Below are 23305 nucleotides of genomic sequence, written 5' to 3' on the forward strand. Positions count from 1 at the left end.
CAATCCGCTATCAGTATAGGGCATTCGCCTGATCAGGCACGGCATATACTTTCACTTCGACCCTGTGTTCCTGGTGATCGTCGATCAGCGGGACGGCACTGTCGTGTTGCATGACGCCATCCACCGTCACGCTCATTGCGCCCATCCCGTCGCGCGTTTGCAAGACTTCGATGTGGTAGACCGTTTCACGATAGCGGTAGTGCATCTTGAACGTCTGCCACGCCGCAGGCAGGCACGGGGCGAAATACAGCTTGTCCACGGCCAGCCTCAGGCCCAGCAGCGATTCCACGATCAGCCGGTACATCCATCCCGCCGATCCCGTGTACCAGCTCCATCCACCGCGGCCGACATGGGGCGACACCGAGTAAACGTCGGCTGCGATCACATAGGGTTCAACCTTGTAGGTCGCCACCCCAGCCGCATCCCGGGCGTGGTTCAGGGGGTTGATCATGGTGGCCAGCGCCCATGCCCGGCTGCTGTCGCCCAGCGCAGCAAACGCCATTGCAGTCCAGATCGCGCCATGGGTATACTGGCCGCCGTTTTCGCGCACGCCCGGCACGTAGCCTCTGATATAGCCGGGGTCCAGTTCGGAATTATCGAAGGGCGGATCCAGCAACTGGATCAAGCCATGGTCGCGCCGCACCAGGCGCTCGAACACCGCATCCATGGCGGTGCGCGAGCGCCTGGCATCGCCTGCACCGGACAGCACGGCCCAGCTTTGCGAGATGGAATCAATCTGGCACTCGGCATTGCTGGCCGAACCCAGCGGCGTGCCATCGTCGAAGTAGGCGCGGCGATACCACTCGCCATCCCAGGCATTTTCCTCGATGTTCTGGCTGAGCTTGCTGCCCTCTGCGTCGCACAGCGCGGCGAAGTCGGGGTCGCCGTACAGGCGCGCGACCCTGGCAAACTGTTTCAGTACATCGCACAGGAAAAATCCCAGCCAGACGCTTTGGCCCTTGCCTTGCAGCCCGACCAGGTTCATGCCGTCGTTCCAGTCACCGGAGCCCATCAGCGGCAGGCCGCGATCGCCGAATCTGAGCCCGTGCCGAATGGCACGCACGCAATGCTGGTACAGACTGGCGGCGTCTGCGGATTGGCCGGGCAGATCGTAGTAGGAGTCGTCGCCGGGGTTCACCGGCCGGCCTTCGAGGAAATGCAGCGACTCATCCAGCACTGCAGCATCGCCGGTACCCAGAACGTAACGACACGTGACCAGGGGCAACCACAGGTAATCATCCGAACAATGCGTGCGCACGCCCCGGCCCACGGGCGGATGCCACCAATGCTGCACATCGCCTTCCGGGAACTGGCGTGATCCACATAACAGCAGCTGCTCGCGCACCAGTTGCGGCCGGGTGTGGATCAACGCCATGACATCCTGCAACTGGTCGCGGAAACCAAAGGCGCCGCCGGACTGGTAGTAGCCGGTACGCGCCCACAGGCGACAGGCGATGGTCTGATACAAAAGCCAGCCGTTGGTGAGCACGTCGAGAGATTGATCCGGCGTCTCGATCTGCACCGCGCCGAGGGTGTGCTGCCAGTGCTGCTGCATGGCTTCACGCGCTGCCCGCACCGCGCTGGCACCACGGAAGCGGGACACCAGCGCATGGGCATCATCGGTATTGGGCGCAACCCCCAGCCTGAACACCATCTCGCGCGTTTGCCCGTCACCCAGCTCGAATTGAACCTGAATGGCTGCGCACGGATCGAGGCCAGCGCCGACCTTGCCGGACAGGCGCGCGCGCTCCATCGCAGCCGGACTTGCCAGCGTGCCATTGCGCCCGAGGAACTCGGCACGGTCGCCGCTGAGCGTCAGGCTCGCGCCGTCCGCATCCACATCGAAAAACGCGACCCGGTCGGGGAACTCCGTGTTGTACGGGTTTCTGGCGTATAGCGCACCGTTATTGCGGGCAATTTCAGTGGTTACGTGCATCACCGACTTCGCCCGCAGGTCGCCCAGCACCCACTCCGCATAACCCGTCGCCGACAGCCGGCGTGACCGCCCCGACTGGTTGTGCAGTTTCAGCACGGAGAACTTGACCGACGCATCCAGCGCCACATAGACCGTGAGCTCTGAATAAATACCATCCTCGACATACTCGAACACGCTGTAACCGAATCCGTGACGGCTGACGTAGGAACCCGTGCCGCGGGCGGGCAGCGGTGTTGGCGACCAGAAGTGGCCGCTTTCCTCGTCACGCAGATAGAAGGCTTCGCCGCTGGCATCGCTCACCGGATCATTTTGCCAGGGTGTGAGACGAAACTCGTGGGCATTCTCGCCCCAGGTGTAGGCCATGCCGTTTTCAGAAATGACCGTGCCGAAACCGGGATTCGCCAGCACGTTTACCCATGGCGCCGGCGTCACGCGCTCGCGCGTGGTGGTGATGACATATTCCCTGCCATCGGGGGTGAACCCGCCCAGTCCGTTGAACAGGATCAAATCGCGTTGCGGCAAGTCCGCCATGGATACCGCCGGTCGATGAGTTTTGCTGGGAACAAGGCGTGGAACATAGGTTTCCTTGACCGCAAGACGATTGAGCTGATTCTCGAGCGTTCCCCGGCCATCACTGATAATGGCACGCGCAACCGACTGGAACAGGATGCGATCCTCGTCCGATATCTGGTCTGCGGAACGCACAAAGATGCCGCCCGGCCGATCCATGACGTGGGCTTCGATGCCCGCGGCCACCAGCCCCATGATTTGGTCCTGCAGCAATTGCCGGTAACCGGCGCGATCTTCGTTCCAGATCACCAGATCCACCACCAGTCCCTTCAGGCGCCAGTACGCATGCGCCTGAACCAGTTGTCGAACCAGATCGATATTGGCCGCATCAGCGATCTGCAGCAGGACGATGGGGAAATCACCGGAAATGGCATAACCCCACAGGCCGGATTGGCCGCGGTGGTTCCTCAGCAACACATTCGCGTCGGCGCGCAACGCGGCATTGGCATAAATCACCGAACTGGCAAGACGGCCATACAGTTGCGCGTCTGCCTCGCTGGCATTGATCTGGCGCAGCACGACCTGGCTATGGGTCCAGGCCAGATCGAAAGCACGATCGGCGAGCCGCCGGTCCTGGTATTTCTCGATCAGGCCGACTGCCGTTGCATGGCTTTCACCGACACCGGACACGATATCGATGGCCGCCGTCTGATCCGGATCAAGCGTGATACGACAGCGGATGGCGACAATCGGATCCAGCACGGAGCCGCAACTGCCCGACAGATCCGCCACCTGCCCATTTGTTGCATCCGGGCCGCCCAGGGATTGAGGATTGACCACCGTATTGCCGCGGCCGATGAAGCGCATGCGATCCGTTTCATAAGAAACGGCTCCGCTGACGGCGCCGTGCACTTTCATCAAGTGCAACATCCAGGGCACTTGCTCATCGCGGGAACGCGCACGGCGCGTGCACAGGATTGCCCTGCGCTCGGCGAGTATTTCGGTCTGCACAAACAGATTGCTGAACGCCGGATGCGTCGCATCCGCAGCGGGCGCGGCCAGCACCACTTCCGCATAGCTGGTCACCTCGATCGTTCTGCGGATGCGCGAGCGGTTGGTAATGCTGACGCGGCGCAGTTCGATATCGTCTTCCGGCGAAACCGCGATTTCCGTATGCGTATCGATCCCCTGGTCGCGGCGGCGAAATTCGGCGCGACCTTCGGAGAAGATCGCTTCATATTTTTGCGCAGGCTTGAGTGTCGGCTGATGGGCTGCTGACCATAAATCACCGCTTTCCACATCGCGGATGTAGCAGAAGCTACCCCAGTTATCGCGCGTGCTGTCCTCGCGCCAGCGCGTGACCGCGAGATCCTTCCAGCGGCTGGAGCCCGCACCGGCATTGGTGACCATGACGTGGTAGCGGCCATTGGACAACAGCTGTACTTCCGGTATCGGCGTATCCGGGGTGCCGAGAACACGCATCGGCATCTCCAGTTCCTTGACAGCCGTGGGGACGTCGGAGAGCAGCCCGGCGTGGGAAAAGAGGGCCGTTTCCTTTGGAATACGCTCCTGCAGCAACAGCATGGTCGCCTGGAACAGCGGATCAGATTCGAATCGGCGCTGCATCGGACGGTTCAGCAGCAGATAGGCCAGAGACAAAAAGCTCATTCCCTGGTGATGCGCCATGAACGACCGCACCAGCGCGCTTGATTCTCCGCGCCGCTGACGGGATGCGGTGTAGTCGATGGCTTCATAAAAGCCGAATTTTCCTTCCAGCCCGGCTGCTGCGAGCCGCTGCAGATTCAGGCACGCCGCTTCCGGCGCCACCATCAACGCGAGTGCCGAGGCATACGGCGCCACCACCAGATCCGCGGCGAGTCCGCGTTTGAGCCCCAGACCGGGCACACCAAATACGCGGTACTGGTAATTGAGATGAACGTCGACCGTGTTGTAGCCGGACTCCGACATACCCCACGGCACCCCGCGCTGCCTCCCGTAATCGATCTGTCTCTCCACTGCGGCCTTATAGGTCTGATCGATCAGCGTGTTATCAAAGGTGGGCATCACCAGCAGCGGCATCAGATACTCGAACATCGAGCCGCTCCACGACAGCAGAATCGGTTCGCCACCGGCGGTGGTGAGCAGGCGCCCCAGCGCAAACCAGCTTTCCTGCGGCAGTTGTCCCTGCGCAATCGCGACGAAATTACACAAGCGCGCTTCCGATGCCAGCAGATCGTAGTAACTCGTGTCGCGCCGCAATTCATCCACGTTGTAGCCGATGGCCAGCAAACGGCGCGGCCTGTCATACAGGAAGTCATACTCCATGCGCGCGAGTTCACCGGATTGCAGTGCCAGGCGCTCGACGGCCGCAATCCGCTCATCGGCGCGCTGACCGGCTTGTGTAATACTGCGGCGCAGCGCTTCCAACCACTCGCGTTCCCCGGCCGTGGCAGCGGCACTGAGCCGTTGCTCAATGACCGGCTGCAAGCGCTGCTTGAGTCCTGACAGCTCTCGCAGCGTGGGTATCCCGCTGATACCGGGCAAGTCGCTGAGCCCACCCGGCGCAGCAGGCTGTAATAACCAGGGGGCAAGAAACGTCAATTCATCGAGGGCGGCGCGGCATTGCCGGACCAGCGTGCATGCCCACCAATTCGCATCGCTTTCTGAATCCGTCTCGGAAATGACTGCGCTGGCGTGATCCAGGGCGGGGTAGTGCACGGAACTCTCCAGTGCTTCTATGTACACGCCCGTTCCTGCGCGCCACCGTGCCGCGGCTGCTGCCACCTGGCCATCATTTTGAGACAAGTCGGCATCGGAGCTGGCGACAACCGACTCGGCACTTGCCACCAGCCCCTCAAGGCGCGACTGCACTGCTGCCAGCGTGGCTGGCCGGGAATCGCATGCAGACTCGATATCGGCCTGAAACCGGGCGAGCGCGGCCGAAGTAACGCCGCGCGCAGCATCCACCAGAATCCCCAGCGTGTCGTGGAGCCCGTCAAACCAGCGCGTTCCCACTATCCTTTCGTCAGGGAGCGCGAGCAGACCCGGTCGCAAGGTCATTAGATGACCGGCAAGATTGCCGCTGTCCACCGTCGAAATGTAGATGGGGTGCAGCGGGTGCAGCGACAGCGTGTCGTACCAGTTATAGAAATGCCCGCGGTGCCGTTCCATGCCCTGCATGGTGCGCAGCGTGTTCGCCGTGCGCTCGATGAGCATTCCGGCCGGGAGGTAGCCGAAGTCGTACGCCGTCAGATTCGCCAGCAGTGCCAGCCCCATGTTGGTCGGCGAGGTGCGATGCGCCACCGCGGCACCGCGATACTCCTGATAGTTATCCGGCGGCAGCCAATGGTCTTCCGGCCCGACAAAGGTCTCGAAGAACGCCCAGGTCTTGCGCGCTATTTTCTTGAGAAAGCGCGTCTGCTCGGCCGTCAGTCTCGCTTCGCGACGCGCAAGTGGCGTGCTGATCCACCAGGCGATCGCTGGCGAAGCAAACCACAGCAACAGGATCGGTCCCGCAACAACCAGCACGTCCGGTGACACCAGCGCCAGCCAGGTCGCGCCAGCAGCGGCAAGCAGCGGAGCAACCCACATCGCACGGTATTGGGTAGCCAAGTCCGTGCGACCAGCGCACGCCGGATCGCCAGACGGCGTCCATTCGAGACGCCGCCGCTGCGTCACCAGCATGCGCCAGAGCGTGCGTATGATCGCATCAAGACTTATAAACGCCTCATACGGCAGCCAGGCGAGGGTAAACAGCGCCTGAACCAGATGTCCACTCATGGAACGACTTGCGGCCCTGAGATGTTGCCCCAGCAACACGTCCGCCGGCTTGCGAAACATCTCCACAATGGCAGCGCTCAGGGACGGAATGAGGAGGATGCCGATCACCGCCACGGTCCATAACCAGGCCGGTGCAACAAGCGTCCAGCCGAGCAGCAGCAACAGGGTCAATGCGGCAGGCGCGAGACTGCGCCGCAGGTTGTCGAACAGCTTCCACTGCGACAGCCAGGACAGCGGATTTTTCTGGCGACGTGCGCCAACTCCCGGCACGCTCGGCAACAGCCACTCAAGCAGCTGCCAGTCGCCGCGAATCCAGCGATGACGGCGCTCCATATCCGCGCTGTAGCGCGCCGGGTAGTCCTCGTACAACTGCACATCGCTCAACAGCCCGGAGCGCGCGTAGCATCCTTCCAGCAGGTCGTGGCTGAGTATCCTGTTTTCCGGGAAGCGGCCACTCAGTGAGCGCTCGAAGGCATCCACATCGTAAATTCCCTTGCCGATGAAAGACCCCTCGTGGAACACATCCTGGTAAACGTCGGAAACCGCGCGCGTATAAGGGTCGATGCCTGCTTCACCACCATGCAAGCGGGCATAGCGCGAGCGGTTCGCACCCGGCAGGCTCACGCTCACACGCGGCTGCATAATGCCGTATCCCGTTGTGACGCGCTGTTTGCGTTCATCGTAACGCGGGCGATTCAGCGGGTGCGCCATGGCGCCCACCAACTGGCGGGCGGCATCGCGCGGGAGTTCCGTATCCGTGTCCAGGGTGATGACATAACGCACATCAGACAGGGCTGCTAGCTGACCGACGACAAGCGCAAAGCAATCCGCAGCCCCCCCGCGCAGCAGCGCATTCAGTTCCGCCAGTTTGCCGCGCTTGCGCTCATAGCCCATCCACAGCTTCTCCTGGGGATTCCAGCGGCGCGGACGGTGGAACAGGTAGAACGTGTCAGCGCCCGATTCATCCGCTGCGCTGCCGTATTTTTGATTCAGTTCGTCAATTCTTGTCTGCGCCCGCTGCAGCAGCGGCGCATCTTCCGGCAAGGTTTCCCGCTGCGCATCGCGAAAATCGGTCAGCAGACCAAACTGCAGGTTACCGTCCCGATTGGCCAGGAAGCGGACTTCCAGCGCTTCGATTAAAGCCTCGATGTTATGCTCGCTGGTAAGCAGCGTGGGAACGATGACCAGGGTGCGGAATGCAGGGGGGATACCCGTGGAAAAATCCATTCTGGGCAATGGCGCGGGCGACGCCAGCAAGGTCGCCATCCAGTTCACCAGCGCCACCGCCATCTGGCTGGCGGATATCAGCGCCGCGATATTAACCAGCACCAGCAGCCATGCGGGCATGCCGCTGGCGTAGGCTACCAGCGCCAGCCCCCCGGCGAGCAGCAGCGAGATCAGTGCGATTGACCCGAGATACAGGGGCAACGGGAAACGTCGTCCAATTCTGCGCAGCAGCTCCAATGTGGAAGGGCGCAGCGCTATCTTCCCCTCGAGTTCTGCACAGCCCTGGTCGATCAGGTAAAACCCCACATGCGCGCCACGATCATCGCTGCCTTTGCTTGCCGCTGCTGCTGCCAACCGGATCGCCTGCTGTGCCACCTCGCCCTCGGACAGGGCGCAGCGCCTGGCGATTTTCTCGACCTGATGGCGATAGCGGTCGCGGGTCGCGAAATCCATCCCGGCGTACGCCGCGCCCGGATCGGTGCACAGTGTCTGCTCAACCACGCTCATCGATTCGACAAACGTGCGCCAGTCCGCTGCGCCGAGGAAGCGCAGGCTGCCGATGCTGTTACTGATCGACACCTGGTCAGCGGCCTGTTGCTGGTTCCCCGACTGGATGAGCTGTTCTATGGTCAGATTCGATTCAGCCAGTCGCTGCTCAATCCAGGTCAGCGGCAACGCCAGCGCGGCACCCTGACCCTGCAGGCGGCGTGCAAATTCCGAAACGAACGGCGTGGTCATGGGCGGATCGGATCGCGCCATGTCGGCAGTCAGCAGAATGAGGCTTTTGGGATCCGTCTCCGCAATCACCATCATCTGGTCTACCCAGGCGTCGGCCAGATTGCGCTCGACCCTGCCGGCGGCGATGCGCACGGCGACGCGCCGCAAATTCTCGATCAACGCCAGCCTCAGCATGATCGGAATTGCCCACAACTCACCCAGGTTAAGTGGCGCGACCGTCTGGTAAGCGGCTACAAAACGGCTGAAGCCTCCCCTGTCTACCCGGCCATCGCCGTGCGCAATCGCCTCCAGCGCGATGGCATATACGCGCGGCAGCCCGGTTGCCGCGCCTTGGACCAGACGCGGCAGTTCCCGGCTGTAGCCCTTTGGCAAATGTCGCTTGGCCGTGCGGATCTGTTCTTCGATCAAATAAAAGTTATCCAGCAGCCATTCCCCGGCGGGCGTAATGCGGCGCTGCGCCGCGACCGCCGCTGTCAGCAGATGGCTCACGCTGACCAGCACCTCTTCGTTCGCTGCGAGTCGTGTCAGCAATGGGTTCGGGGCACGTGCCGACGTCAGCTGGTGCGTAGCTGCAAGATTTTTGCCATGCTGCTCCAGCTGATCGGCGCTGAACAATTCCGAGCGCAGCGGGGGTTCCTCGTTGGGATAGGTTCGTGGCGTGTCACGTTCGCCCAGAAGCGTCTTTATTTGAAGCAGGACACCGGAGAGAACACTGCTACTTGTCTTCAATTTTGGAATACCCTTGATTTTTGCAGCAGAACCCAATGCCTCTCGGTAGAGGGTACAGCGTTATAAGCCCCCCAGTTTTCGGAGCAGGTTTTGACCCAGGATGAGTCGATACTCCTGATGGGCAAGATCAGCCCGAGGCTTCACGCTCAGGATGAAAGGGTAGCGCGATGATAGCTGCAAAGCCCGGCAGCGTCTGTGCGCTGTCGCACAGACGCTGCCGGGACGCCTGTCTTCAGATCCGGGGGCGCCGTTACGCTTAACCTATCGGGGATTCCATCAGTGCGAGGGTTTTTATTCCGCCTGCCCCAGCAGGCGTTCCCTCTGGTACTGAAGGCTGCCGTACCACAGTGCGTACTGGCGGGTGAACTCGGCTCCGAGAAAGAAAATCTGCGCCGAGTAATAAACCCAGAGCAGCAATGCAATCATCGACCCGGCGGCACCAAAGCTGGACGCCACACCGCTGTTACCCAGATACAGGCCGATCACATATTTTCCCAGGCTGAATAATATTGCCGTGAACACGGCACCGATCCAGACATCGCGCCATGACAATGGCGCATCTGGCAGCATCTTGTAGATTACCGCGAACAGACAGGCGATGACGCCGAACGAAATGATTGAGGAAACACTGGAGAGAACCACCAGCGAGCTGCTCCATATATTGCCTGCATAATGTTCCAGCACGGCAAGCGCAGCACTAATGACCAGGGAAATGAGTAGCAGGAATGCAAGAACCAGTACCAGGCTGAAAGACAGGAACCGGGTTCTAAGCAGGATAAGAAAAGCGGAATGCCGGGGCCGCGCTACGCCCCACATTTCATCCAGGCTATCTTTTAACTCGGCAAATACGCTGGTCGCACCAACCAGCAGCAGGACAATGGCGCTGATAGTTGCCATCAGCCCGGAGACGGGATTGCGCGCGGCGGCCAGCAATGCCTGAATCGCCTGTGCACCATTCGGCCCAACCAGGCCCTGGATCTGGCCAATAATCTCGCCCTGTGCCGCTTGCACACCAAAGAAATAACCAGCGACCGCGATGGCCAGCATCAGGATGGGGGTCATGGAAAACAACGTGTAAAATGCAAGCGCCGCACCTTTGCTGGCGGCGCGGTGATCAATCCAGGCCTTCAGTGATTCGAGCAGTATTCTCTTCATCTAACGATTTCATCGTAATGTGCGTCGCATTTTTCTTCCGACTGCCGGAACGCTGCGATTACAGCAACGCGGGTTGTTGCGCTGGTTCACCCTGCATGCCGCTGCCCGCTTCGCCTTACCGCATCCGTTCAGATTAAGTCAATTTGACTGGCCGGTCTGTGCGATATCGTACATAAGCTATTCCCGTTTCACCCCGGGCACGCCGGCTCAATCCGGCTACGCTTTCGAAACGGCAGAAATTTTGCGCTACGTTCGCTAACGCACAGAACTAACCCGTGCCTGAGCCTATTCTGCTCCGAGGCAAGGCAATTCAGGCGCATCGATTTCAGGGAACTGCGTATCCGTCCACGGGCTGTTTTACGGTTGTTTGAGGCACAGATATCCTGATCCCGGGAGCCGGCCCCCTGATTGGCTTACCGCAATTGTTATCGGAACTGATTTCAATTTTTCAAATGCATACAGGAAACATCTGGTTTTTCCACACACAGAGGAAATAAGATCATGAAATATTCATTGCTATCTGCCGCACTCGTCGCAGCCTTTGCACTGAGCGCTTGCGAAAAACAGCCCGTAGTCGTTAACCCTCCGCCCGCTCAAACCCCCGGACCGACCGTTGTCGTTCCGGGTCCTGCCGGTCCTCAGGGCGCCACTGGCAGTTCGGGGGCTGCCGGCACACAAGGGGCCACCGGCGATCCAGGTGCTGCCGGCTCGCAAGGCGCTGCGGGCTATGACGGTGCCAAGGGCGCGACCGGTGACACAGGCGCGGCTGGCGGCTACACCACGGTGATTGTTCCGCCTCCTGCCCCAGCCGGGACGAATTAGTCCAGATGGAGTGAGGCATGGCCTCGTACAGGTGGCCATGCTCCCGCACAAGCGGGTTAAACCTTGATCCTGATGCTGGACAGGCGTCTGCGCGGAAGGCGTTGCAGTTGTATGCAGGCGCATTTCTGGTTATCGCATGCCGCCTTCCGGGATCAGGATTGCATTATCAACTCTCCTTGTGCCGCGGGTCGGGTTTCCCCAACGTCAGCGGAGCATTTCAATGCCATCCACGCAACCCATCACTTCAGAAAATCACCTGCTCGCCAGGCTGCCGCGCAAGGATCTCGAACATTTTCTGGCGCGCTGCGAATCCGTGCACCTGACCGTTGCGGATGAGCTGGGCGCGCCGGGGATGCCTATCGAGCATGTTTATTTCCCCACCGACAGTTTCATTTCCCTGGTGATGGTGATCGATGACCACTCGCGCCTGGAGGTTGGATTAATCGGCTGCGAGGGCATGTTGGGAACACCCCTCATGTTTGGCATCAAGGTTGCGTCGTTTTACGCAGTAGTGCAAGGCGCAGGGTCCGCGCTGCGCATAGCTACTGCGGCCTTCTCCCGCGAACTCGAACATAGCGCTGCGTTGCATAAACGGCTGCAGGGCTATACCTATGTGTTGAAGAACCAGTTCGCGCGCATGGCCGCCTGCACCCGCTTCCATGTGGTGGAACAGCGACTTGCCCGGTTGCTGTTGATGATCCAGGATCGCGCACGCGCCAATCATTTCCATCTGACCCATGAAGCCATGGCACACATGCTGGGCGTGCGCCGTGTGGGCGTTACCAAGGCAGCAACTGCGCTGCACAGGCAAAATCTGATCAGCTACAGCCGGGGCGACATTACGATTCTTGACCGTAACGGTCTGGAGGCGGCTTCATGCGAATGCTACGCGGCAGAACGATCCATGTACGAGCGTGTTCTGGGCTAACGTTCTGAAAAAAACAGTTAACCACGGGGAAAATAATTAAGGCAAAAATCAAGCCCATGGAAGGGTCTTGCCTTTTGCCTTTTGCCTTTTGCCTTCTTATTTTTCCCCGTGTTCTCCGTGCCCGTGGTGAGTACCTTTTTCAGGATTATGATTTATCCAGACGCTTGCTGTGCTTGTGCAAACTGCTGGACAGCTGCGAGATAATCTCCGAAGCGGCCTGGATAATCTGGCTGGAGCCAAAACCCGCCTGGGTCATTTCACGGAAAAACGATTTCGCCACAATCTTCGCCATCTTGTCGGTATCGTAAGCGCTGGACAACATCACCCCGCCAATGGCTTTTTCCGCATCCTGTACCAGCGCGATCTGGGCAAAACGCGAGTTGAGCAGGTTCTGCAATTGCACCGCCTGGATGGATTTTCCAACAAACAATGCCACGATCTCCAGCAAGGCGAGATCGGCCTGAGTAAATGGCGTAGCGCTGTTTGGCTCGGACAGGTTGATGACCCCAATGGGCTTGCGGTTGACGCTGATCGGCGCTGTCATCAGGCTGTGCGTGCCCACTCCCGGGCGGCGCGCGCAGCTGGCAAAATCCGACTGCTCAATATCCTCGACCAGCAGCGCCACGCCGCTGGCAGCCACGTGCCCGGCGATGCCTTCACCGCGCGCTACGGTCTGCGTAAAGGCAGCCTCCGGCAGCGCGCCATGCGCGGCACACACCCGCAATCGCATCGCCTCGCCGTCACCTTCGATAAACAACATGATGGAACAACGCGCCGCATCCAGCGTATCGGCGGCAAGCGTGGCAAGCTGCGCCAGGCTGTGTTCCAGGCTGCCCTGCGCTTCAAGAAATCCGGCCAGGCCGTGCAGCTTGTCGAGCGGGTTGCCGATCATGATGGGCTATATGGACGCTTCCCGATTGCCAAGGGTTTTTGCTGTGTTTTGGTAAACAAGACAAGGCTGCAGTTCTATATCCGGCCTTGTTGCAGGCTATTTCCCTGCGGGCCCCGATGGAATTCGCTGACTTGCCCCTCATTCTCCTGGCGGACTATTGATGTCCAGCTCATCATTCAGGTTTAGCAAGCCACGGTCTGACCTGCTTGCCATCACACACAATTACCTATCGCAACCTTTCAGCATTCACTCCTGTGTTCGTTATTCTTTGACTGCCCAGTGCATGGCCCTATGCTGGCCTGATGCTGACCCAGTCGCCCTGGTACGCCCGGTCATGGGCCAGCATCGCCCAGATCATTCGCGCCATCTTGTTGGCCAGCGCGACCACCACCACATTGGATGGCCTGCGCTTGCCTAATTCGTCAACCCACGCCCCAGGTTGCTTGGCGTGTACCAATACCGAGCGGGCGCCGTGGATGAGCAGGGTTCGCAAATAGGTGTCACCACGCTTGCTGATGCCCAGTAGCCTCGTCTTCCCGCCCGTGCCGGTTTGCCCAGGCACCAAGCCCACCCAAGCCGCAAACTCACGGCCTGACTTGAAGGCTTTGGCATCGCCCATCGTGGCCACCGCAGCGGTGGCGGTCAACAGGCCCACACCGGGAATGTCAGCAATGGCGCGGGCCGCCTTGTCCACCTTTAACCAGCTTTTAAGCTTGAGCTCAATTCCCGCGATTTGCATATCCAGCTCCGTAATGCGCTGCCACTGATCACGCAGGGCTTCGATCACGATGCCTGGCAAAATGCTCCAGAAACTTCTCGCGTTTGAGCTGCAAACTCACGATCTCTCCCGTCTCAATATCAACCCAATGCAGTTGAAATACCCGTTTTGCAATATCAATGCCGACTACGCCATGCTTCATGATGGATCCTCGGGTTTGCCTGTGAAGAACTTCATGTTCCTCCCGATTTGGCACTTAGATGCCGTCGGCCCATGAGGATCCACCTTCGCCCCACCCTACGCCACCTCAGTAGCCCGTCGCCGGGGGCAAGCGTCCATACCATTCTCCCAGGGAAGCGCTAATTGAGCGCCGTGGCCATTTTGCGCCGGTAGGCGGTGACCAGTTCGCCGCTACCGCCCAGCAAATTGAAGATGTTGAGCATGGTTTTGCGGGCGATGCCGTCCTGCCAGGTTTTGTCACGCTGCATCATTTCCAGCAGTTCGTCCATCGCCTCCGGGTAACGCTGCTGGGCGACCAGCAGGTTCGCCAGCTTGAGACGCGCTGCCTGGTCTTTGGGGCTGGCGGTGATGGCGGCGACCAGGCTGGCCTCGTCGTCGCCGTTTTCCGCCTGACGCGCGAACTGGAGGCGCGCCATGAGCTGCATGGCACGCGCTTCACCTGCCGTTTGCGCAGAAAGCGACTCGAGCAGCCTGCCCACTTCGTCCAATTCATTGAGCGCAAGCATGACCTCGGCCGCATCCAGTCGCACACGCTCGTTCTGCGGGTCGAGCTTGCTCGCCTCGGCCAGCATTTGCAGTGCACGCGCGGCGTCGCCGTCGGCGAATACCCGCATCGCCGCCAGCCGTGCATCGTCCGCCGGGGAAGGCAGCAGGCGCTCGATGAATTCGCGCGCGGCAGGCTCGGGGATGGCGCCGGAGAACTCGTCCACCATTTCCCCGCCGACAAACGCCTTGACGTTGGGAATGCCGCGCACGCCATACCTGGTAGCCAGTTCCTGATTCTCGTCGGAGTTGACCTTGGCGAGGATGAACCTGCCCTGATAAGCGGCGGCGAGCTTTTCCAGCACCGGCTTGAGCGCGCGGCACGGGCCGCACCATTCCGCCCAGAAGTCCACGATCACCGGGACCTGTTTCGAGCCTTCGATCACCACTTCCTGGAAATCATGCGCGCCTACGTCGAGGGAGTAATCAGCCATGTCTGTCTTTCCTTGTCATTTTCAACACCGTTGAAATCGCGGCTACGGCATGGTTTTTCAAGCGCCGCTGCGCCGCGCCAGTTCCACTGCCTTGCCGATATAGCTACCCGGCGTCAGGGCCAGCAGGCGCGCCTTGTCGGCGTCGGGGATCGGCAGCGCGTTGATGAATGCATGCAGGCTGTCGCGGTTGATGCCGGACTTGCCGCGCGTCAGTTCCTTCAGCTGCTCGTAGGCGCTGGGCACGTTGTAGCGGCGCATCACGGTCTGGATCGGCTCGGCCAGCACTTCCCAGTTGTGATCCAGGTCTTCGGCCAGGCGCTGCGGGTTGGCTTCCAGCTTGTTCAGGCCGCGCAGGCAGGAGTCGTAGCCCAGCAGCGCGTAGCCCAGCGCCACTCCCATGTTGCGCAGCACGGTGGAGTCGGTGAGGTCGCGCTGCCAGCGCGACACCGGCAGCTTTTCCGCCAGATGGCGCAGCAGCGCATTGGCCAGTCCCAGGTTGCCCTCGGCATTCTCGAAGTCGATGGGGTTGACCTTGTGCGGCATGGTGGAGGAGCCGACCTCGCCCGCCTTCACTTTCTGCTTGAAATAGCCCACCGAGATATAGCCCCATACGTCGCGGTTGAGGTCGATCAGCACCGTATTGGCGCGGCTCACCGCATCGAACAGCTCGGCCATGTAGTCGTGCGGCTCGATCTGGATGGTGTAGGGGTTGAAGCTCAAACCCAGTCCCTGTACGAAGCGCTGCGCGAAACCCTCCCAGTCGAAATCGGGATAGGCGGACAGGTGCGCATTGTAATTGCCCACCGCGCCGTTGATCTTGCCCAGCATCGGCACACTGTAGATTTGCTCAGTCTGACGCTGCAGCCGGTAGGCGACGTTGGCCATTTCCTTGCCCAGTGTCGTGGGCGAGGCCGGCTGGCCGTGGGTGCGCGACAGCATGGGCAGCGCGGCGTGTTCATGCGCCAGAGCGGTGAGCCTGGCGCTAACGTTATTCAACGCAGGCAGCAACACCGTCTCGCGCGCCGCCTTGAGCATCAGCGCATGCGACAGGTTGTTGATGTCCTCGGAGGTACAGGCGAAATGGATGAATTCGCCCACCTTTGCCACCTCGGGATTGCCGGCGAAGCGCTCGCGCAGAAAATACTCCACCGCCTTCACGTCATGGTTGGTGGTGCGCTCGATTTCCTTGACGCGCTCGGCGTCGGTCTCCGAAAAGCCGCTGGCGACGGCATTCAGCTCCACGCTAGTGGCGGCGGAAAAGGCAGGTATTTCGCTAAAAGCAGGCTCGGCGGCAAGGGCCTTGAGCCATTCGATCTCCACCTTGACGCGGTTGCGGATCAGGCCGAATTCGCTGAAATGCGCGCGCAGCGCTTCGACTTTGGCAGCATAGCGGCCATCCAGGGGAGACAGGGCGGTAAGGGAAGAAAGGCTCATGACGATTTCCGCTAAGGCAAAAGCCCGATTTTACCCGGAAAACCAGCACACCACCGCAGTCGACGGGTGGCGGTCTTTGAATGCGGGATCAGGCTGTCGGTAATCGCTGCACTGCGCCGGTCAAACTACCGGATAAATCGTTCAATCCAGTCCAGACAGGACGGCATCCTGTTTGGGTTCCATAAAAGCAAGGAGGAAATGATTCAGAATTCGCGAGCACGCTTTCGCACATTGTCTTCAATTTTTCCGGATCGCGCACTCTTGCTGTACATAACGAACTTCATGGAAAAGAATTGTTTCACCGCAAGGGCTATGCCAAAGGCCGTAAGCTAGAAGGCTATACTTGCATAAATTTCCTTTGCAAACGCACTTATTAAAATGTCATGAGCTATCGCATCAGCGGAGCTGAAGGTAAGTTTCCATTCCATGTTATTGATAGTGTCGGCATAACTTATTGGCATCCCGAAATTTATGGTGCAGCAAAGCAGTAAATAAAGAAGGGCCGCTCATGCAGCTCTTCTTTCCCTGTAACCGATGGAAGCAATTAAAACTCTTCCCAATCTCCCCCGGTCGCTGTGCCCATCTGGGCCAACTGTTTCCGTGCTGGCGCACGCGCCAGCAGAGTCTTTTTCACTGCGACATGCGCGTTATTCGCAAGTACTGGGGTGCCTGCTTTTATCCTTGCCGGTTGTTCGGTTACTGCCATTCGGTCGGTCTGGTTATTGTCCAACTTGAACACCGACACCGACTGCGCCAGATTGCCTGCTTGATCCTGCAAGCTCTCGGCCGCCGCCGCTGCCTCTTCCACCAGGGCCGCATTCTGCTGCGTCACCTGGTCCATCTGTGCAATCGCCTGGTTCACCTGTTCGATCCCGGCACTTTGCTCCTGGCTCGCTGCCGTGATCTCGCCCATGATGTCGGTCACCCGCTTGACGCTGGCTACCACTTCTTCCATCGTCGCGCCAGCCTGGTCGACCAGCTTGGCGCCGATGTCGACTTTCTCCACCGAGTCGCCAATCAGGGTCTTGATTTCCTTGGCAGCGGCTGCACTGCGCTGCGCCAGGCTGCGTACTTCAGTAGCAACGACCGCAAAGCCTCTGCCCTGTTCGCCGGCGCGGGCGGCTTCCACTGCGGCATTCAGTGCCAGGATATTGGTCTGGAAGGCAATGCCGTCGATGACGCTGATGATGTCGACGATCTTTTTAGCCGACTCATTGATCGAGCCCATGGTGTCGACCACTTGCGAGACGACGTTGCCGCCCTTGACGGCGACGTCGGAAGCCGATACGGCGAGCTGGTTGGCTTGACGCGCGTTGTCGGCATTCTGCTTGACGGTGGAGGTCAGCTCTTCCATCGAGGAGGCGGTTTCTTCCAGCGAACTGGCTTGCTGCTCGGTGCGTGATGACAGGTCCAGGTTGCCGGAAGCGATCTGGCTCGATGCGGTGGCGATCATGTCGGTGCCGGTGCGCACTTGTCCGACAATTCGTACGAGGCTTTCATTCATGTCTTTCAACGCCCCCATTAATTCGCCGGTTTCATCTTTTGATGTGATTTCTACCCTGGACGTTAAATCACCTAGCGCAACCCGCTTCGCCAAATCGACCGCCAAGCTCAACGGGCGGGTAATGTTATGTCCCAGCCATATTGCCAGAAGTCCTGCCAATATCGCGGCAACAATACCGCCGGCAATCAAGGTCGCACCAGTCAAGGATTGCAGTGCAGCCACATCCTTGGAACGCTGTTTCAATAGGGTAGATTCGGCATCGCCCATCTCCGCCAATAACGCTCGCAGGGCATCCATGCCTTGCTTGCCTTTTCCGGCCTGCTCAAGGGCGATTACGCTCTCAATTTTATCTTTTCCTTCAACGACATCGTGTCGCATTGCAATCACGGGGTCGATCGCTGTTGCCAGCCATTTGCGCTGCTCGGCTTCGAGTTTTTGCAGCCGCTCCTGCTGTCCGGAATTATCGGCAGTCAAGGACTTTACGGCATCGAAATGCTTTTTAAATGCTTCCTTTCCAGCAGTGAGCGGCTCCAGAGAAGCATCGTTGCCAGTCAGCGCAAAGCCTCGTTCGCCGGTTTCGATGTTAATCAGAGCCTCCAGCATGTTGCTTACTTCACCGAGGACCTGATAAGTGTGGACATTCAAATCATTGGCTTGCCCCAGCCTCGAAAAATTCATGTAAGCGATCGATACCAGTATCACCATTACCGCAACGATGGCGCCAAAACCGATATAGAGTCTGGTGCTGATTTTTAGATCTGACAATTTCATTTTTTTCCCCTTTTTAAAATTCAAAGCAAAAAGATTCATGCAGGCAATCAGCGCAGCAGATGCTCGCAAAATTTGGCTGTCCGGGGGCAGGCTTTGCCGATTTTGGAAGCGGTGAAATATGCGCCGGACAGACAAATTTGCAGCCGATTTCCTTTTAACCTAAAAACCGTAGCTGACCGTTCATTTCGCCTCATGGGAGGCGCATGAATACTGAGTGTTCTGCCTTCGTTCGCATTCACCTTTTGGGTGACATCGCTACGCACCCGCCGGTACGTCCGGTCGCGTCCAACTGCGGTTTCCAGGTTAAATCCGGCAGTTCCTGGGGCGCTCATTGTTCAATCAACCCAATCTCGGCACTGGACATCAGCTTGTCGATGTCCACCAGGATCAGCATCCGCTCGTCGAGCGTGCCCAGACCGATCAGATAATCGTTGTTGAACGTGGTGTCCATCTCGGGCGCCGGCTTGATCTGCTCCGGCGACACTATCGTCACGTCGGATACGCTATCAACCACCATCCCCATCACCCGGCCGGCGATATTGAGGACGATGACTACCGTGAACTGGTCGTAGGTAGGATTGCCGAAATTGAAGCAGATCCGCATATCGATGATCGGCACGATGATGCCCCGTAGATTCACCACGCCCTTAATGAACTTCGGGGCATTGGCAATCTTGGTCACGGTGTCGTAGCCGCGAATCTCCTGCACTTTCAGAATGTCGATGCCGTATTCTTCGTTGCCGAGGGTAAAGGCCAGGGCTTCCATGGCACCATTGATCGGGATAGTGTTATCAGCTTGCATAAAAGTTATCTTAAAAATGAATGCGCCTGCGTGATCCCAGTACAATTGTTACGACAACGGCCATGTAAACTTTAACGTGTCCAGATATTTTTTCTTGCCAAACGGTTTGTTGCTGAGTGGAGTAATCAGCCCACTTTAAATTTTCGGCTCTTTTGAATTTCGAGTGGGTGGAAATTGCACGCCTTTCTGGAAACAATGAATAATCCCGGGCTGGCATTTGGAGATCACGAGGCGGACGAGGTTACCGGAACAGCAGTAGATTTCCCGGAGTTTAAGTCGCAGGGGAAAACGCCCTTATATTTTGGCCGTCCGTTGGGGCGGTTGCTTGATACGGTGTATTTCACCCAGTCGCACCACAGTCGTTTATTACAAGTGGCCGGCTTGCTGGTTTGCATGGCTGGCCGTTATGGGAATTGGGCGGACGTGCCGGACAAGCGGCACGAGCAAGTGGTCAAGGCGGCATGGAAAAAGTGAAGGCCGGCGCCCGGGTTTTTGCAGAGCCGTAGACCAGGAGCCCGGCAATCACCGCCACAATGGATACTGCGTTTCTCGGCAGGATTCATCGACGAACTTCCGATTCCGCATCAGACCCAGTCGCGCCGATCCAGCACCGCCTGCGCCAGCGTGCCGGAATCCACATGCTCCAGTTCACCGCCCACTGGCACGCCGCGAGCAATGCGCGTGACCTTGAGGCCGCGCGCGCGCAGCAACTCGGCGATGGCGTGGGCGGTGGCTTCGCCCTCGGTGGTGAAATTGGTGGCCAGGACGACTTCAGTCACCACGCCATCGGTCGCGCGCTTGATCAAGCGGTCGAGATGGATTTCGCGTGGCCCCACGCCATCCAGCGGCGACAGCCGGCCCATCAGCACAAAATACAGCCCGCTGTAGCTCTGCGTCTGCTCCATCATCATCAGGTCGGCGGGCATTTCCACGACTGCGAGCTGGGCGGGATTGCGGGTGGGCGCGGCACAGACTGCGCAGAGCTCGCCTTCGGTCAGGTCATTGCATTTTTCGCAATGCTGCAACCTGACCAGCGCCTGATCAATCGCCTGCCCCAGCCGCAGCGCACCGTTGCGGTCGCGCTGCAGCAGGTGGTAGGCCATGCGCTGGGCGGACTTGGGCCCGACGCCGGGCAACACGCGCAGGGCTTCGATCAGGCGCTCAAGACTGGTGGGGGATTTCATGGAAGCTGACAAACCTGAAAACGGCTATTGAACCATTATGGAGATCACGGGGAAGCGGGGTTCCCAGGGATGGGCGACGCGTCGCCCTGCTCGCAAAACCAAAGACTTTGAAACCCAGGCTCGTTCACCCAGCAGGTGATATGGCCAAACCACGCAACGTATTGATTTTATCCCCGTGTCTCCCGTGGTGTGCATTTTTGCAGGATACAAGGCTTTCACCGCCATGAGGATCAGAACGGCAGCTTGAAGCCCGGCGGCAGGTTGAGCCCGGAAGTAAAGCCCGCCATTTTTTCCTGGGTGGTGGCTTCGGCCTTGCGCACGGCGTCGTTCATCGCGGCGGCGATGAGGTCCTCGAGCATGTCCTTGTCGTCGCCCATCAGGCTTGGGTCTATCGTCACCCGGCGCACGTCGTTGCGGCAGGTCATCAGCACTTTGACCATGCCCGCACCGGCCACGCCCTCGACTTCGACTTCGGCCAGCTTTTCCTGCATTTTTTTCATGTTTTCCTGCATTTGCTGGGCCTGCTTCATCATGTTGCCCAAACCGCCTTTCATCATTTCACTGCTCCTTTGCGATAGATTTAATTTCGACAACGCGGGCGTCGAACTGCTGCACCACGTCTTGTACAAACGGGTCGCTGGCGATGGCGGCTTCAGCCTCGCTCTGGCGTGCCGCGCGGGCCTCGTTTTGCTGGCGCACGGGGGTGTTGGCTTCACCTTCCGCCAGGCTGACCTGGAGGCGCATGGGACGACCAAAATGGGCGCTGATCGCCTCGCGCAGCTTGTCCTGATAGGACTTGTCGGCGAGGTGTTTGTGGGCGATCGGCACGCGCAGTTGCAGGCAGTCGCCGGCGCAGAGCTCGAGTTCGCTGTGTACCGCCAGCATGCGCGCTTGTCCGCCCAGCCTGAGGCTGGTCACCAATGCCGTCCAATCGCCGTCAAAGGCGATGGATGCGCCAGGCGCAGGTTCGGGAGCGGGTTCAGGCACGGTTTCAGAAACATCTATTGCAGCGGCAGCCGCAACGGGCAGCGCGGCGGCCAACTTTGGCGCTGCGGGTTCACGCGCAACCAGCGCTGCAGCGGGGACAGCACGGCTCGCAGTGGGCGCAGGGCGCGGCGCTGCTGTGAGGGCTGGTGCCGTGGCGGGCATAAAAGCCAGCATACGCAACAGCGTCATGGTAAAGCCGGCATATTCATCCGGCGCCAGCGCCAGGTCGCGCCGCCCGAGAATGGCAATCTGGTAGTAAAGCTGGACTGTCTCGGCATCGAACCGTTGCGCCAGATCAAGGATGGCATCGCGTTCGGGCAGGTCATCCGGCAGCGCAGCCGGCACGGTCTGCGCCAGCGCGATTTTGTGCAGCAGCGTGCCCAGTTCCTGCAAGGCCGCGTCGAAGGCGATGCTGCGCACCGCCATTTGATCGGCCTCGTCCAGCAGCGCTGCGCCATCACCCGCCGCCAGCGCATTCAGCAGGCTGAACAGGTAACGCTGGTCAATCGCACCCAGCATGCTGCGCACCATGTCCTCGTGCACCTGGCCGCTGCCGTAAGCGATGGCCTGATCGAGCAGCGACAGCGCATCGCGCATGCTGCCGCTGGCGGCGCGCGCAATCAGACGCAATGCGGCGGGCTCGGACGCGATACCTTCCAGCCCGAGCACCTTGTCCAGATGTTCGCGCACCATCTCCGGCGCCATTTGCTTGAGGTTGAATTGCAGGCAGCGCGACAGCACGGTGACCGGAATCTTCTGCGGATCGGTGGTGGCGAGAATGAATTTGACATGTTCGGGCGGTTCTTCCAGCGTTTTCAGCATGGAGTTGAACGCCGCCCTGGACAGCATGTGCACTTCGTCGATGATGTAGACCTTGAACCGGCCTACCGTGGGGGCGTATTGCGCGTTGTCCAGCACTTCGCGCATGTTGTCGATGCCGGTATTGGAGGCGGCGTCCAGCTCCAGCAAATCGACGAAGCGCCCGCTATCGATCTGCGTGCACGCGGAGCACTGGCCGCAAGGCGTCGCGCTAATGCCGGTTTCGCAGTTGAGGCATTTGGCAAGAATACGCGCCACAGTGGTCTTGCCAACGCCGCGCGTGCCGGTGAACAGATAAGCGTGATGCAGCCGGTTCTGGGTAAGCGCGTTGCTCAGCGCCCGCACCACGTGTTCCTGACCCTTGAGGTCGGCGAATACGCGGGGGCGCCACTTGCGGGCGAGAACTTGGGTCACTGGTTTATGCGCCGCGTCAAAAATGATAGGAAAACCGGATCTGGTTGAAGTTGATACCGTTGTTGGGTTTTTTGATGTCGGCATTCGACAGATGCTGGAAACGATAACCCAGATCGTATTCGCCGCGCGCGCCGAATCTGTAGCCGGCACCAATATGATCGCCGAACTGAAAAGCAGTACCGAACTTGCGGCGGTCATTGATCCGGGTTCTCGACAGCAGATGCAGGCCGATTGCAGCCTCGGCATACCACCCTGTGGGTTTGTTCTGGCTCAGCCTGAATACGGGGGTGAAGCCAATATCGTAAATATCCCGCGCGCCGCTCACACTGCTGTCACCGTGCCAATAGCCCAGGCTCGCATCCCAGTAGCCGGACAGGGCCCAGGCATCGCCCACTGGCCATTTTTTGTTCCAGTCCCATTGCAGGCCGACACGGCCCATATCGGTATGATTGCCTGAACCCAGCTCAAGCGACACGCTGTCCACCGCATGGGCCGGCAAGGCCGCACACAACAACAGCAGGGCGCCCGCAAGTTTTGTCAGGTTCGGATTCATGTCACTTCCCTCGCCAACTGATGTGAACACTGCTTCGAGCAAATAAATGGATTTAGAGAGTGGCGAGCCCGACCCCCGGCACTTGCAATAAACGGCTGTGGCTGCTTCCTTCCGGACCTGACCAGGTTCACCGCCTTGCAATGCGGGGAGGCCCGCCGCCGTGTATTCTACGCTAGCCGCCAGGT

15 protein-coding genes, 1 other RNA gene and 1 pseudogene are annotated in these 23305 nt (G+C 59.6%); 3 read left to right on the forward strand and 14 right to left on the reverse strand.

Translation table 11 applies throughout. The features are described from left to right. Positions 1-10: 10 nt before the first annotated feature. Positions 11-8920, reverse strand: coding sequence for a GH36-type glycosyl hydrolase domain-containing protein (locus tag GZH91_RS13490; RefSeq protein WP_147074070.1), 8910 nt, complete (start codon positions 8918-8920; stop codon positions 11-13). Between the two features lie 291 nt (positions 8921-9211). Then, positions 9212-10075: a YihY/virulence factor BrkB family protein gene (locus GZH91_RS13495; protein ID WP_147074068.1), complete on the reverse strand. Its 864-nt coding sequence runs from the start codon at positions 10073-10075 to the stop codon at positions 9212-9214. A gap of 501 nt (positions 10076-10576) precedes the next feature. Between GZH91_RS13495 and GZH91_RS13500 the strand changes: the two genes are divergently transcribed. Then, positions 10577-10897 carry a collagen-like protein gene (locus tag GZH91_RS13500; protein WP_147074067.1) on the forward strand — a complete coding sequence of 107 codons (321 nt, stop codon included), beginning with the start codon at positions 10577-10579 and terminating at the stop codon, positions 10895-10897. 220 nt (positions 10898-11117) lie between these two features. Continuing rightward, positions 11118-11825, forward strand: coding sequence for a Crp/Fnr family transcriptional regulator (locus GZH91_RS13505; protein ID WP_147074065.1), 708 nt, complete (start codon positions 11118-11120; stop codon positions 11823-11825). 145 nt (positions 11826-11970) lie between these two features. Here GZH91_RS13505 and GZH91_RS13510 read toward each other — a convergent pair whose 3' ends face one another. The 7 genes and pseudogenes from GZH91_RS13510 to GZH91_RS13535 all read right to left on the reverse strand — a co-directional run bounded on the left by GZH91_RS13510 (position 11971) and on the right by GZH91_RS13535 (position 19163). Then, the gene (locus GZH91_RS13510) at positions 11971-12717 is read right to left on the reverse strand and encodes a GAF domain-containing protein (RefSeq protein ID WP_161984276.1); all 747 of its coding nucleotides are present in this window, start codon (positions 12715-12717) and stop codon (positions 11971-11973) included. A 289-nt stretch (positions 12718-13006) separates the two neighbouring features. Then, a pseudogene (locus GZH91_RS13515) lies at positions 13007-13516 on the reverse strand (IS110 family RNA-guided transposase); the annotation flags it as partial. After that, on the reverse strand, positions 13485-13637 hold the full coding sequence (locus GZH91_RS18125; protein WP_161984229.1) for a hypothetical protein: 153 nt from the start codon (positions 13635-13637) through the stop codon (positions 13485-13487). The gene GZH91_RS18125 and the pseudogene GZH91_RS13515, both read right to left, overlap by 32 nt. A gap of 157 nt (positions 13638-13794) precedes the next feature. Continuing rightward, complete coding sequence (locus tag GZH91_RS13520; RefSeq protein ID WP_147072244.1) at positions 13795-14652, reverse strand: thioredoxin family protein; 858 nt, start codon at positions 14650-14652, stop codon at positions 13795-13797. 57 nt (positions 14653-14709) lie between these two features. After that, a complete protein-coding gene (gene purB / locus GZH91_RS13525) occupies positions 14710-16086 on the reverse strand; it encodes an adenylosuccinate lyase (RefSeq protein ID WP_147072246.1) in 1377 nt (458 codons plus the stop codon). Positions 16087-16630: 544 nt separating this feature from the next. Further along, complete coding sequence (locus GZH91_RS13530; protein WP_408646860.1) at positions 16631-18496, reverse strand: methyl-accepting chemotaxis protein; 1866 nt, start codon at positions 18494-18496, stop codon at positions 16631-16633. Positions 18497-18689: 193 nt separating this feature from the next. Then, positions 18690-19163 carry a chemotaxis protein CheW gene (locus tag GZH91_RS13535; protein WP_147072247.1) on the reverse strand — a complete coding sequence of 158 codons (474 nt, stop codon included), beginning with the start codon at positions 19161-19163 and terminating at the stop codon, positions 18690-18692. 195 nt (positions 19164-19358) lie between these two features. Here GZH91_RS13535 and GZH91_RS13540 point away from each other — a divergent pair, with 195 nt between their 5' ends. After that, on the forward strand, positions 19359-19637 hold the full coding sequence (locus GZH91_RS13540) for a hypothetical protein (RefSeq protein ID WP_147072250.1): 279 nt from the start codon (positions 19359-19361) through the stop codon (positions 19635-19637). Positions 19638-19747: 110 nt separating this feature from the next. On the opposite strand, the gene recR is transcribed toward GZH91_RS13540, so the two are convergent. From recR to ffs, 5 genes are all read right to left on the reverse strand, one after another. After that, a complete protein-coding gene (gene recR / locus GZH91_RS13545; RefSeq protein ID WP_147072252.1) occupies positions 19748-20347 on the reverse strand; it encodes a recombination mediator RecR in 600 nt (199 codons plus the stop codon). A gap of 230 nt (positions 20348-20577) precedes the next feature. After that, entirely contained in the window at positions 20578-20901 is a 324-nt protein-coding gene (locus GZH91_RS13550) for a YbaB/EbfC family nucleoid-associated protein (protein ID WP_198415494.1), read from the reverse strand. Positions 20902-20905: 4 nt separating this feature from the next. Beyond that, positions 20906-22651 (reverse strand): DNA polymerase III subunit gamma/tau, encoded by a 1746-nt coding sequence (gene dnaX, locus GZH91_RS13555; protein WP_147072256.1) that lies wholly within the window; start codon positions 22649-22651, stop codon positions 20906-20908. Continuing rightward, positions 22584-23120, reverse strand: coding sequence for an acyloxyacyl hydrolase (locus GZH91_RS13560; protein ID WP_147072259.1), 537 nt, complete (start codon positions 23118-23120; stop codon positions 22584-22586). The genes dnaX and GZH91_RS13560 overlap by 68 nt, the downstream gene beginning before the upstream one ends. Before the next feature lie 58 nt (positions 23121-23178). After that, positions 23179-23277: signal recognition particle sRNA small type (gene ffs, locus GZH91_RS13565), an RNA gene on the reverse strand. Positions 23278-23305: the final 28 nt, after the last annotated feature.

The sequence above is a fragment of the Sulfuriferula plumbiphila genome (genome assembly GCF_009938015.1).
In the GTDB taxonomy this organism is placed as follows: Bacteria; Pseudomonadota; Gammaproteobacteria; order Burkholderiales; family Sulfuriferulaceae; genus Sulfuriferula; species Sulfuriferula plumbiphila.